Annotated in this window: 11 protein-coding genes; 8 read left to right on the top strand and 3 right to left on the bottom strand. The window is 60.8% G+C overall.

Annotation, left to right across the window (positions count from 1 at the left end; all coding sequences use genetic code 11):
* Window positions 1-67: 67 nt before the first annotated feature.
* Window positions 68-754, top strand: a complete 687-nt coding sequence (locus tag ACW55A_RS04935; protein ID WP_032609586.1) for a hypothetical protein — start codon at window positions 68-70, stop codon at window positions 752-754.
* A 16-nt stretch (window positions 755-770) separates the two neighbouring features.
* Here ACW55A_RS04935 and ACW55A_RS04930 read toward each other — a convergent pair whose 3' ends face one another.
* Window positions 771-1,766, bottom strand: coding sequence for an aldo/keto reductase (locus ACW55A_RS04930; protein WP_455808512.1), 996 nt, complete (start codon window positions 1,764-1,766; stop codon window positions 771-773).
* A 213-nt stretch (window positions 1,767-1,979) separates the two neighbouring features.
* On the opposite strand from ACW55A_RS04930, the gene lexA reads away from it, so the two are divergent.
* The 5 genes from lexA to ACW55A_RS04905 are packed head-to-tail and all read left to right on the top strand — an operon-like array spanning window position 1,980 to window position 8,630.
* On the top strand, window positions 1,980-2,588 hold the full coding sequence (lexA, locus tag ACW55A_RS04925) for a transcriptional repressor LexA (RefSeq protein ID WP_498810721.1): 609 nt from the start codon (window positions 1,980-1,982) through the stop codon (window positions 2,586-2,588).
* A complete protein-coding gene (gene imuA, locus ACW55A_RS04920; protein WP_080336481.1) occupies window positions 2,585-3,208 on the top strand; it encodes a translesion DNA synthesis-associated protein ImuA in 624 nt (207 codons plus the stop codon). Before lexA ends, imuA begins: the two co-directional genes overlap by 4 nt.
* 7 nt (window positions 3,209-3,215) lie before the next feature.
* Complete coding sequence (locus ACW55A_RS04915; RefSeq protein WP_455808510.1) at window positions 3,216-4,631, top strand: Y-family DNA polymerase; 1,416 nt, start codon at window positions 3,216-3,218, stop codon at window positions 4,629-4,631.
* Window positions 4,628-7,723, top strand: coding sequence for an error-prone DNA polymerase (locus ACW55A_RS04910; protein WP_455808509.1), 3,096 nt, complete (start codon window positions 4,628-4,630; stop codon window positions 7,721-7,723). The genes ACW55A_RS04915 and ACW55A_RS04910 overlap by 4 nt, the downstream gene beginning before the upstream one ends.
* 55 nt (window positions 7,724-7,778) lie before the next feature.
* Window positions 7,779-8,630, top strand: a complete 852-nt coding sequence (locus ACW55A_RS04905) for an urea carboxylase-associated family protein (RefSeq protein ID WP_498810722.1) — start codon at window positions 7,779-7,781, stop codon at window positions 8,628-8,630.
* A 4-nt stretch (window positions 8,631-8,634) separates the two neighbouring features.
* On the opposite strand, the gene ACW55A_RS04900 is transcribed toward ACW55A_RS04905, so the two are convergent.
* Both ACW55A_RS04900 and ACW55A_RS04895 read right to left on the bottom strand, forming a co-directional pair.
* The gene (locus ACW55A_RS04900; RefSeq protein ID WP_498810723.1) at window positions 8,635-9,564 is read right to left on the bottom strand and encodes a magnesium transporter CorA family protein; all 930 of its coding nucleotides are present in this window, start codon (window positions 9,562-9,564) and stop codon (window positions 8,635-8,637) included.
* A 4-nt stretch (window positions 9,565-9,568) separates the two neighbouring features.
* A complete protein-coding gene (locus ACW55A_RS04895) occupies window positions 9,569-11,047 on the bottom strand; it encodes a RimK family ATP-grasp domain-containing protein (RefSeq protein WP_498810724.1) in 1,479 nt (492 codons plus the stop codon).
* A gap of 201 nt (window positions 11,048-11,248) precedes the next feature.
* Between ACW55A_RS04895 and ACW55A_RS04890 the strand changes: the two genes are divergently transcribed.
* Together ACW55A_RS04890 and ACW55A_RS04885 are read left to right on the top strand one after the other, a co-directional pair.
* Entirely contained in the window at window positions 11,249-12,397 is a 1,149-nt protein-coding gene (locus ACW55A_RS04890) for a GNAT family N-acetyltransferase/peptidase C39 family protein (RefSeq protein ID WP_455808506.1), read from the top strand.
* Window positions 12,394-13,296, top strand: a complete 903-nt coding sequence (locus ACW55A_RS04885) for a polysaccharide deacetylase family protein (protein WP_455808505.1) — start codon at window positions 12,394-12,396, stop codon at window positions 13,294-13,296. The genes ACW55A_RS04890 and ACW55A_RS04885 overlap by 4 nt, the downstream gene beginning before the upstream one ends.
* Window positions 13,297-13,303 lie beyond the last annotated feature (7 nt).

Below are 13,303 nucleotides of genomic sequence, written 5' to 3'. Positions count from 1 at the left end.
CAAGCCTGCGTATTCGCACCAGCCAGATGGCTGTCCCCTTTCAAATGCGCACCGGACTCAGAAAATAATGAATATGCCGAAAATGCCTTCCATCACCCGACTTCAGCGCCGTCTTGCGTGGTGCTTCTTCCCCTCCTTGCTGGTGGCTTCGGCCCTGGCCCTGTTCACCATGGGCAAAGGCGTGCATGCAGAGCCCAAGAATGGCACCCAGACACTGGTATTCCTTCGGCATGCCGAAAAACCGGCCATGGGGTTGGGGCAACTGAACTGTCAGGGGCTTAACAGGGCGATAGAACTGTCGGAAGTCCTGCCCAGGGAATTCGGCAAGGCTGACTTCATTTTCGCTGCCAATCCGAGCCGACATGTGGAAGAGGGTGAGGGCGATCAGTCCTACAGCTACGTGCGTCCGCTGATGACGGTAGGGCCTAGCGCAATCAAACTGGGGTTGCCCGTCAACCTCGACTTTGGTGCCAACGACACCGCAGACCTGGCCGATGAGCTGATGCGGGACAAGTACCACAACGCAGTTATCTACACCGCCTGGTCGCATGGCTACCTGCCGGAGCTGATCAACAAGGTTGCTGAAGAAGCGTCCGGCAAGAGCACTAACCTGCTGGATGACTGGACGAACGATGATTTCGACTCAGTGATTGTCGTCACCCTGAAATGGGTCGATGGCAAGGCCACGCTCGATTACAAGAATCAAAAACAGGGCCTCAACAACGGCACCGAGACCTGCCCTGAGGCGACCTGATCTCGAATCGCAAGCGTTAGCCATTGAGGGACTTCATCGACTCCGCGCTATAGCGCTCGCCGGATGCCGACCCCTGAGCCGGAAAAATCGCCTCCAGCTGGGCAAGGTCATCGGTACTCAGCGTCAATGAAGCTGCGGCCACGTTGCTTTCCAGGTACTTGCGCTGTTTGGTGCCCGGGATCGGAATGATGTCCTCTCCCTGGGCAAGCACCCAGGCCAGCGCCAGTTGCGACGCGCTGATGCCTCTGGCCGTAGCCAGTGCCTTGACCTTCTCGACCAATTGCAGATTGCGATTGAAGTTTTCGCCCTGAAACCGTGGGGTGAAGCGACGATAGTCATCGGCCGCGAAATCGTCCGGGGTGCGCAATTCACCGGTCAGAAACCCCCGGCCGAGCGGACTGTAAGCCACGAAGGCAATGCCCAGGCGACGGCAGGTGGCAAGCACGCCATTCTGTTCCGGATCGCGTGACCAGAGTGAGTACTCGCTCTGCACAGCCGCCAACGGATGCACCGCGTGGGCCTTTTCGATGGTCGCTGTACTGGCTTCACAGATGCCTATGTGCCGAACCTTGCCAGCCTTGACCAGTTCGGCCATGGCGCCAACGGTGTCCTCGATGGGCACCTTTGGGTCGACGCGGTGCTGATAATAGAGATCAAGGTAATCGGTGTTCAGCCGCTTCAGACTGGCGTCGATGGACTGGCGAATGTACGCCGGGCTGCCATTGACGCCACGTGCATGCGGATCGTCGCCACGCACGATGCCGAACTTGCTGGCCAGGTAAATACCTTCACGCTTGCCTTCGAGGGCCCGGCCAAGCAAGGCTTCATTGGTGTGCGGGCCGTACATGTCCGCTGTATCGAAAAAGGTGACACCCAGCTCCAGTGCGCGGTGCAAGGTGGCGATGGATTCCTTTTCATCGATGCCGGTGGTGTAGAAGTCCGACATTCCCATGCAGCCCAGCCCAACGGCGGATACGTGCGGACCGAGTTGACCCAATTGGCGCGTGATCACAATGAGTGCTCCTGATCGTTGAAAGAGCGGTCGAGTTTCGCCTCTTTGCCAGGCTCAATAAACCGGGTGTTTCTTATTTCACTGTTGTTGAAATTCAAACAATGTCGCCCATAGCGGTGTTCATCGCCTGTCGTTGGGCATGCAACACCGCGCCTCTCGAATCCGACAAAGCGCGCTAGTCACGCAATGTCGAATGGAGTACAAATGTACTCCATGAGCACATTATCTCCTCGACGCAGCGCCATCCTTACCTTCATCCGCGATCGCATCGCGCAGCAGGGGCAATCACCGAGCCTGGCGGAAATTTCCGAGGCTTTCGGTTTTGCTTCGCGCAGTGTGGCGCGCAAACACATTGTGGCCCTCACCGAGGCCGGGCTGATCGAAGTCGTAGCGCATCAGGCGCGGGGCATTCGCCTGCTGAGCAGTGAGCCACGCCCCGAATTGCTGGAAATTCCGGTACTGGGGCGCGTGGCGGCGGGCGCACCTATCGGGCCTGACCTCGATATACACAGCACGCTGCACCTGGACCGCAGCACCTTTACCCGTGTGCCGGACTACCTGCTGCGTGTGCAGGGTGACTCGATGATCGAGGACGGTATTCTCGATGGCGATCTGGTGGGCGTGCACCGTAACCCGCAGGCCAGTGACGGGCAGATCGTGGTTGCCCGGCTGGACGGCGAGGTGACCATCAAACGCCTGCAACGCCGAGCCGAGCAGGTGCGCCTGTTGCCGCGCAACCCGGCCTACGAGCCGATCATCGTCACGCCCGATCAGGACTTCGCCATCGAAGGTGTGTTCTGCGGGCTGGTGCGCCGCGAATGATGGGCGCGGTGGTCAGCCTGGATGCCTTGCTGGATGAGCGCAGGGTCTGGAAAGGGCGCCAGCAGAGCGCGCCACCGGTCAGCCCGCAGCCCAGTGGCCACGTGTTGCTGGATGCTGCATTGCCCACCGGCGGCTGGCCTGCAGCGGCCCTGACTGAAATCCTCATTCCGGCCAATGGCAGCGGCGAACTGCGCCTGCTGTGGCCAAGCCTGGCACGGCTTTCCGCAATCGCTGAGCGCATTGTGCTGGTCGCACCGCCTTATATTCCGTACCCACAGGCCTGGCTGGCCGCCGGTGTCGATCTGCGCCAGTTGGTGGTGATCGAGGCGAGTCCCCGTGATGCCTTGTGGGCCGCCGAGCAATGCCTGCGTTCCGGCAGTTGTGGCGCGGTCGTGTGCTGGCCCGGCATGGTCGATGACCGTGCGCTGCGACGCTTGCAGGTGGCTGCCGAAACCGGGCAGACCCTGGCTTTTGCCTGTCGCCCGCAGCAGGCCGCCGCCAACCCTTCACCCGCAGCCCTGCGCATAGCTATAGATACCCGCCCGGCACAGTTGCGGGTGCTCAAATGCCGGGGCGGACTTGCGCCGCCTTTCCCCATTCCGTTCCCGACCGACGCTTGAGGTTCTTATGCTCTGGGCCTGTGTCTTGCTGCCGCAACTGGCGCTGGACGGCGTCATGCGTCGTCACGGCAACCCCGATGAACCGCTGGCGCTGATCAGCGGCAGCGCTCAACGTCGCGTGTTGCAGAGCGTCAATCCGGCTGCGCGTGCGTTGGGGCTGAAAGCCGGGCAGTCGCTGACCGCAGCACAGGCGCTGGTGCCGAACTTCACCACGATCGAGCATGACCCGGCCGATATCGAGCGTTTGCAGCAACTGCTCGCGGCCTGGGCCTACGGTTTCAGCTCCAATGTCAGTCTCAAGTACCCGCGGGTACTGCTGATGGAAATCGAATCCAGCCTCAAGCTGTTCGGCCCTTGGCCAGTGTTCGAGGCGCGTTTGCGTGAAGAGCTGACCACGCAAGGTTTCCGCCATCGCATCGTGGTCGCGCCCAACCCGATAGCCGCGCGAATGCTGGCCAACATGCATGACGGGCTGAGCATCGACTGTCCGCATGAATTGCGCCGCCGTCTGGAGCAGATGCCTTTGGAACGCATCGGCCTGAGCCGCGAAACCGCTACTGCCCTGACGCGCATGGGGCTGCGTAGCGTGCGGCAGGTGCTGGCGCTGCCCCGCGATACGCTGGCACGGCGGTTTCCGGCCAGCGTGCTGCAGCACTTCGACACCTTGCTCGGCGAGCGCCCCGTAGCGCTGGAATGCTACACGCCGCCGGATTTTTTCGATGTACGCATCGAGCTGAATTTCGATGTCGAGTCCCATCAGGCCCTGTTGTTTCCGCTCAAGCGGCTGATCGCCGATCTGGCCTTGTTCCTCGCCGGACGCGACAGCGGTGTGCAGCGATTTTCCCTGCATCTGGAGCATGTTGAAGGTCCGGAGACTGTGGTACCAGTCGGACTGCTGAGTGCCGAGCGCGATGCTTCGATGCTGTTCGAACTGGCCCGCGGCAGGCTGGAGCAGGTGCTGGTCGCGTCGCCGGTACGTGCCGTGCGCCTGCTGGCGCGAGACTTGCCGGATTTTGTCCCGGCGCACCGTCAGTTGTTCGATGAGCGCGTGCAGCAAACCTTGCCCTGGGAGCAACTGCGCGAGCGCCTGCGGGCGCGTCTGGGCGACGAGTCGGTCAATGGCTTACGCGCTCAGGCCGATCACCGCCCTGAATGCGCCTGGCAACCGCACAGCACAAGCAAACCGGTCTTGCCGAGCAAGGGTTGTACGCGCCCGGGCTGGTTGCTGCGAGAACCCCAGCCGCTGCCACTTCATGCCACGCGCATCGTGGCGGGGCCCGAGCGAATCGAATCAGGCTGGTGGGACGGCGGCGATGTACGTCGCGACTACTATCTGATCGAAACCTCCAGCGGCCAGCGCGCCTGGGCCTATCGCAGCGTGGGCGAGCAGGGTGAACTGCTGCTGCATGGCTGGTTTGCATGACAAGCGAATACGCCGAGCTGCATTGCCTGTCCAACTTCAGTTTTCAGCGCGGCGCCTCAAGCGCCCGTGAGCTGTTCGAACGAGCCTTGCGCCACGGCTACCAGGCGCTGGCCATCACTGACGAGTGCACGCTGGCCGGTATCGTACGTGCATGGCAGGCGTCCATCAGCACCGGCCTGCCATTGATCATCGGCAGCGAAATGCACATCGAGAACGGGCCGAAAGCCGTGCTGCTGGTGGAAAGCCAGACAGGCTATGAGGCGCTGTGCAAATTGATCACGGTGGCACGCCGCAGAGCCAAAAAAGGTGAATACCGGTTGTTGCGTGAAGATTTCGAGCCTGCGCCGGACGGGTTGCTGGCCATATGGCTGCCGGATATCGAAGGCGACGCGCAAGCCTGTCTGGCGCATGGCCGCTGGTTGCGTGAGCGCTTTGCCGAGCGCCTCTGGCTCGGCGTGGAGTTACATCGCGGCGCGGATGACGAGCAGCGTCTGGCCGACTTGCTGGCGCTGGCTCAATCATTGGGTATCCCGGCAGTAGCCAGTGGTGATGTGCACATGCACGCACGCGGCCGGCGTGCCCTGCAGGACACCATGACTGCCATTCGCCATCACACGACCGTGGCCGAAGCAGGGCACCTGTTGTTTGCCAACGGCGAGCGCCATTTACGGCCACTGGATGCGCTTGCCGAGCATTACCCGGACTGGCTGCTGGCCGAATCGGTGCGTATTGCCCGGCGCTGCACGTTTGATCTCAAACAATTGAAATATGAATACCCGCACGAGCTGGTCCCCAAAGGCCAGACACCTACGTCGTGGCTGCGTGAACTGACCGAGCGCGGTGTCCGAAAACGCTGGCCGAAGGGGCTGACGCCAGCTACCCGTGCGCAGGTCGAGAAGGAACTGGCGCTGATCGCGGAAAAGAAGTTCGACAGCTACTTTCTGACCGTGCATGACATCGTCGAGTTTGCCCGCAGCCAGCACATCCTTTGTCAGGGACGCGGCTCGGCGGCCAACTCGGCAGTGTGTTATGCGCTGGGGATCACCGGGCTGAATCCGGAAAAGAGCAATCTGCTGTTCGAGCGCTTCATCTCCAGAGAGCGCAACGAGCCACCGGACATCGACGTGGATTTCGAGCATGACCGCCGCGAAGAAGTCATTCAGTACATCTTTCGGCGCTATGGCCGGGGCCGGGCCGCGCTGACTGCTGTCGCTAGCACTTATCACGGCTCCGGCGCGATGCGTGACGTGGCCAAGGTGCTGGGCTTGCCGCCAGACCAGATCAATGCTCTGGCCGAAGCCTTCAGCCGCTGGAGCGATTCATTGCCGTCGCCTGAACGCTTGCGCGAATATGGCTTCGATGCCGACACGCCGATCCTCAAGCGCGTGCTGGCGCTGACCGGCGAACTGATCGGTTTTCCCCGGCACCTGTCGCAACACCCGGGTGGATTCGTGATTTCCGAACACCCACTGGAGACCTTGGTGCCGGTGGAGAACGCCGCGATGGCCGACCGCACCATCATCCAGTGGGACAAGGACGATCTGGACCTGGTCGGCCTGTTGAAAGTCGACATCCTTGCACTGGGCATGCTCAGCGCCTTGCGCCGCACGTTCGATCTGGTGCATCTGCACCGGTGCAAACGCTGGACCCTGGCAAGTCTGCCGGGCGACGACCGGAAAACCTACGAAATGATCAGCCGCGCCGACACCATCGGCGTGTTTCAGATCGAGTCCCGTGCGCAGATGGCCATGCTGCCGCGCCTGAGGCCGGAAAAATTCTACGATCTGGTCATCGAAGTCGCCATTGTCCGGCCGGGGCCGATCCAGGGCGATATGGTTCACCCATATCTGCGTCGACGTAATAAAGAGGAAGCCATTACCTATCCGCCTAAACTAAAAAGCGTCTTTGAGCGCACCTTGGGCGTGCCGCTGTTCCAGGAGCAGGTCATGGAAGTGGCGATCATCGCTGCCGACTACACGCCGGGCGAAGCGGACGAGCTGCGTCGCGCGATGGCTGCGTGGAAACGTCACGGCGGGCTCGAGCCACATCGCGAACGGCTGCGCACGGGCATGCTGAAAAACGGCTATGAAGCGGACTTTGCCGACCGGATCTTCGAACAGATCAAGGGCTTTGGCAGTTATGGTTTTCCCGAATCCCATGCCGCCAGTTTCGCCTTGCTGACCTACGCCAGTTGCTGGCTCAAATGCCACGAGCCGGCAGCGTTCACCTGTGCGCTGATCAACAGTTGGCCGATGGGGTTTTACAGCCCGGATCAATTGTTACAAGACGCACGTCGCCACCACATTGAAATCCGCCCGGTGGATGTGCGCTACAGCGACTGGGATTGTTCGCTGGAGCCGCTTGATCATCCCGACCGCACACGCAACCTGGCGATTCGCCTCGGGCTGCGCATGGTCCGTGGCTTTCGTGAGGAAGATGCCTTGCGCATCGAAGTCGCGCGCGCGAAACGCCCGTTTGTCGATGCCACGGACCTGACGTTGCGCGCCGAACTGGACTCGCGCGCCGCCGAAGCACTGGCGGATTCCGGTGCCTTGCGCGGCCTGATCGGCCATCGGCACCGGGCGCGCTGGGAAGTGGCCGGGGTTGAGGCCCAGCGCCCGCTGTTCGACGACCTGCCCAGCGAAGAAACCCAAGTGATCTTGCCACTGCCGACTGTGGCCGAAGACCTGGTGGCCGACTACACAACGCTGGGCACCACCCTGGGCCCACACCCGCTGGCCTTGCTGCGCCGGCAACTGGCTGCCAAGCGCTTTCGCAGCTCACAAGACTTGTTACACCTGGAAAACGACCGGACCCTCAGCGTGGCGGGGCTGGTCATTGGCCGTCAACGACCGGGCACCGCCAGTGGCGTGACCTTCGTGACGCTGGAAGACGAATTCGGCATGGTCAACGTCGTGGTCTGGCGCGACCTGGCCGAGCGTCAGCGCAAGGTGCTGGTGGGCTCGCAACTGCTGCAGGTGTTCGGGCGCCTGGAATCAAAAAGCGGCGTACGGCACCTGATCGCCCAGCGGCTGTATGACCTGACGCCGCTGTTGACCGGACTGGATGTGCGCAGTCGGGACTTCCAGTAATCGGGCCTGTAATTTGCAGTAGCAATCGGTACATCCTGCCACCGAGAAGCCCTGTATGTACAAAGACTATCCAGCCGCTTACCAGGTCAGCAAAGGCGCGGCGCTGCAAGTGGACACTGCCTTTTATGAGCGCATCCGCACGAATGCGCAGCAACGCACCCTCGTCGAACAGTTCGAAGTACCGATTCGTACCGGGCGGGCCTGGAAGGTCAAGGCCGGTCAGGTGTTTCGGGTCACCACACCGGTGGGCCCGCAGGTGGGTGATTTAAATGTCTGGAACGCCAACGACCCCCGCGAGCGCCTGTGGGCTGCGCGCACGCGTCAGTTGCAGGGCGCGCATGTCAGTACCCACGACCGGTTGTGGTCGAATCTGCCGTTTTTGCGGCCAATGGTAACCATCACCGATGACAGTCTGGCCAGTTATGGAACTGACGAGCACGGCGGCCGCCTGCATGACCTGCTCGGCACGCGTTGCGATCCCTACGTCAACAAGATGCTGACCGGCGAAGACTTTCACCATCACTGCCATTCCAACCTGACCCGCGCAGTGCTGCCGTACGGGCTGACCGAATTCGATGTGCATGATGTGCTGAACATCTTCCAGTGCACCGGCCTGAACCATGACGACCTGTATTTCATGAAAGCCTGCCCGGCGCAGAAGGGCGACTATCTGGAGTTCTTCGCGGAAATCGACCTGCTATGCGCCTTGTCGACGTGTCCGGGTGGCGACCTGTCATTACCGATGTGGGGGCCTGATGCGCAGGACCCGCTGAGCGTCTGCCGACCGCTGGGCGTCGAGATCTATGACCTCGATGCGTCGCTGCTGGACGGTTGGCAGTCCCCCGAGCGCGCGGCTTACAACGGCCTGCATGGTCTGCAGATCGCCAAGGCCGAGTGGGAGCAATAACCGCTCAGGCCGCGCGAGCCATTCTGCGCAGCCCCCAGACCATCGCCGCCCCCATCCCGAGCATGGCCAGCAGCAGTGCCGGGTAAGCCACCCACCAGTGCAGCGGGGCGGTCATCATGCTGAATTCCGACATGCCGCCGATCCCGGCAATCAGGTTCAACGGCAAAAACACCACATTGATCAAGGTCAGCTTGCGCAGCAGGATGTTGGTGCTGTTATTGACCAGATTGCCTCGCGCATCCATCAACCCGGCGAACACCGTGGAATAGATCTCGGCCTGTTTGTAGCACTGATCGTTCTCGATGATCATGTCGTCGATCAGCGCCAGGCTGTCGGCTGCGTATTGCCGGCCTTGCGCATGGTTGCGCAGACGCGTCAGGACCGCACCGTTGCTGTGGATGGCATTGATGTAATACACCAGACTTTCGCTGAGGTTGAACATCTGCAGCAAATGGCGGTTTTCCAGGGAAGAGTTGAATTTCTGCTGCAATTCCCGGGCGACCATCTTGATGACTTTCAAATGGCCCAGATAGTGATGAATATTGTTGAACAGCAGCTCCAGAAGGATATCCAGCGGCTGGTCCAACGGGCGGTGAGCCCCCAGCGCGCTCAAGGGTTGCTCGTCATCGCAGATCAGCACCAGCTGGTCCCGGCTCAACAGCACGCCAAAGGACGAAACGTCGAACGAGAAGCTGTCCTTGCCCGAATAGTTCTCGGGACGTTTCCAGATGACGAACAACGCATCAGGGTGAAACTCGATGCGCGAAATTTCGTCCGGGTCGAGTGCCGAGGCAACGGCATGCTCATCAAGGTGAAATCGCTCCAGCAATAATCTGCGTTCCCCGGCATCGGGTTTGCTGAACCACAGCACCTGAGCCTTTTGCGGATCACATGCCAGCAACTGGTTGTTGTCGAGTTTCAGGCCCTGAATCATCGTTTCACCATGCCTGACCGAGGCGCTTGAGCTCCAGACGGCGGACGAACTCTTCCAGCACCAGGCTGTAAAGATCATCCTGCAGATAAGCGTCTTCGATGCCGGCATCCAGGTTCGGGTTGTCGTTGACCTCGATCACCACCACGTGATCGCCTGACTGTTTCAAGTCCACGCCATACAAGCCGTCACCAATCAGGTTGGCGGTCTTGAGCGCCAGTTCGACCACGGCGCGCGGCGCTTCGTGCACCGCCAGCGTGCGGCATTCGCCAATCACCTCGGCACCGATCGCCTTGTGGTTGTAGATCTGCCAATGCCCCTTGGACATGAAGTACTGGCAGGCGAATATCGGTTTGCGATTGAGAATACCGATGCGCCAGTCGTACTCGGTGTAGAAAAACTCCTGAGCCAGCAGCAATACCGAGTGCTCGAACAGCTGGGTCGTTGCCGTGTGCATTTCCTCGGGTGTGCTGACCTTGATCACGCCTCTGGAAAAACAGCCATCGGGAATCTTCAATACCAGCGGGAAACCCAGGCGTGTGGCCACGTGTTGCAGTTCTTCCGGGCGGTCCTTGTAGAGGATTTCCGTTCGCGGCATGCCCAGATCATGGCTTTTGAGCAGGTCGGTCAGGTACACCTTGTTGGTGCAGCGCAGGATCGAGGTTGAGTCATCCATGACCACCAGCCCCTCGCTTTCGGCTTTCTTGGCAAAGCGATAGGTGTGGTTGTCAACGCTGGTGGTTTCACGAATCAGCAGCGCGTCGTACTCGGCCAATCGGGCGTAGTCTTTCTTTTCGATCAGCTCGACATCGATGCCCAGACGCTGACCGACGCGGATGAAATTGGCCAGCGCCTCAGGGTTGGAGGGCGGCAGCTGTTCCTGCGGATCATGTAGAATCGCCAGGTCGTAGCGGGCCATGCGCCGCGAACTGGGCTGGCGCCAGACGTTGCGGCTGAAGCCCTCCAGCGCCGTGGCGAACTCATCCTGCTGATCCTCGCGCAGACGCGGCAGAGCTCCGGCCTTGATACCGGCAATGTGCCAATTGTCGCGCTTGCGAAACTCCACCATCAGGATCGGGCAGGGGAAGACTTCAAACAATTGACGGGCGAGATCCTTCAACGGTTCAAGTGTGGTCTGACCGAAGTACAGTGTCAGGGTAAACCCTTCGGTGTCGTCATAGGGATGGTCCTCAAGTGCGGTCTCCAGCAACTTGTCCAGGTCATCGAGTGCCAGGCCGTAGAGTGACTTTCGGGTCAATTCGCTGATGGTCTTTACCGAGGGAATGACATTGTGCTGGCGCGCTTCGGCCAGCAGGGAACAGTAATAACCATGGCCCAGGTATTTGTAGCTGCGGCACAGGTTGATGACTTGCACACGCTTGCCTGCCGTGGCTTTCAGCGGTTTTTCCAGATAGTCCTGGGCGCTGATCAAGTCTTCGCTGGGGAAGTACGATGCCCAGTCTTCGAGCCGTTCGACAATAATCACCAGTTGCCTCTGCGCTGCAAAGAGTGTTGTGGGGTCTGCTCGTCGGGTTGTTGCTGAAAGCGCAAGTTGCGCAGATACTTCGTTCATCTTCACCTGTGCCGCTGACATGTGTAATCGATCCGATGGGAAACAAGTCCTTTCTATTAAGCATGTGCTTTTTGAAATGTCCCGTTTCGTTACACAACTTTTACGGCGGTGGAGATGGACTTTATATTTCGAGATGCAGTTGAAACCGATGTCGATGATTTGCTGCTTCTGGAGAACCAGTGTTTTGACGGCGACCGTCTGACCGAGCGCAGCTTTCACTGGATGATTCGCCGCGCCAATGCCAGCCTGATCGTCGCCGAGCAGGCCGGACAGCTCACCGGCTATGCGCTGGTGCTGTTTCATCGGGGCACCTCGCTGGGGCGTTTGTATTCGCTGGCGATTGCCGATGCGGCGCGGGGCAAGGGGCTGGGCAAGCAGTTGTTGCAACGTGCCGAGCAGAAGGCCGTGGGCCGCGACTGCGCTTACCTGCGCCTTGAGGTGCGCCCTGATAACCACTCGGCTATTGGGCTGTACGAACGCAATGGTTACCGGCGTTTCGCTCAGGTCGACGACTATTACCAGGACCATGCCCCGGCCTTGCGCTACGAGAAACGTATCGTTGAGCACGCCCGGCTGGACAGTCGCTCAGTGCCTTACTACCAGCAGACTCTGGAGTTCACCTGCGGCCCGGCCTGTCTGTTGATGGCCATGAAAGCCCTGCAACCTGCGCGTTCGATGGGGCGTGCCGAGGAGCTGCAGATCTGGCGCGAGGCGACCACCGTGTTTATGACCTCCGGCCACGGCGGCTGCAGTCCTCAGGGGCTGGCGCTGGCTGCCCGGCGACGGGGCTTTGCCGTGAAGTTGCTGGTGTCGGTCTCGGGCCCGCTGTTTCTGGGCGGCGTGCGCAGCGACAACAAGAAACAGGTGATTCGCCTGGTTCATGAGCAGTTCTGTCATGAGCTGCGAACCTGCGGTGTAGAGACGCTGCCCAACCGCTCATTGAACCTGCCGCGCTTAATGGCCGAGGGCGGCAAGCCGCTGGTGCTGATCAGCAGTTACCGTCTGACCCGTTCCAAGGCACCGCACTGGGTGATGGTCACCGATTGCGACAGCGATTTCGTCTACCTGCACGATCCCGATATTGATCACAGCCTGCATCGGCAAGCCATTGACTGCCAACATATGCCGGTAAGCCATGCCGACTTCAATCGCATGAGTTGTTTCGGTGCCGATAAACTTCGGGCGGCAGTGATTGTGTTTGCCGCGCCTGTGGATGATCATGCGGGCGCTTCAGCAGACCGGCCACAGGATTCCCCATCGTGATTAAGTTCGTGCTCAAGGCTTTTTGCGTACTGGCCATCGCTGCAAGCCTGTCGGCCTGCATCAGCGCGCCGATCCCGCTGACCGCGAAAACCGCCGCGCAGCTGCAGCAACAGCCACCGGTGCGCTTTCTGCTGACCTTCGACGATGGCCCGAGCGCCTCGACGTTCTACAACCCCAGCATCACCGTGCTCGACAGCCTGGCGGACAATCCGCTGCAGCCGGGCATCAAGGCGGTGTTCTTCGTGCAGACCGGCGCAACCGGTGCGGGTAACAGTGATCAGGGCCGGGCGATCATGCGCCGTCAGCATGAAGAAGGGCACCTGCTGGGCTTTCACACCGCCACGCCGCACCACACCAACCACCGTTCACTGAGCGATGAGGAACTGGAGCAATCCCTGACCCAGGGCTGCGCGATCATCGCCTCTATCACCGGTGTGCCGACCACCTTGCTGCGTCCGCCGTTCTGGAACTACGACAAACGCACGTTCAGCGCCTATCAGCGCCACCATCTGCAGGTACTGCTCACTGACCTGAGTGCCAATGACGGCAAGATCTGGGGCTATAACTTCAGCCTGCGCCGCCGTTCCAACATGGTCAGCCAGCTCTCGCAGGTGCGCGAACGCATTGCCGCCGGAGAGCTGCCTGCGGTGGATGGCGTGATTCCGGTGGTGGTGACCTTCCACGACCTGAACCGCTACACCGCGCGGCATGCGCGGGAGTACCTGCAGATCTTGGTCGACAGTGCCGAGCAGACTGGCGTAAGGCTCGCCGACAAGCCGTTCTACGACGACAGTGCGCAGTTGCAGCGCGCAGCACTGGCCAGGACGGTCAAGGAGGCGGGCGAGCCTGTCAGCTTGCCCGGTGTGTGGAACTGGATCTGGGACCACAACGCGCACTGACCAGGCG

The sequence above is a fragment of the Plantibacter cousiniae (nom. nud.) genome (assembly GCF_977070315.1).
The sequence above is the reverse complement of the archived record's forward strand: the minus strand, read 5'-3'. Positions and strand labels throughout refer to the sequence as shown.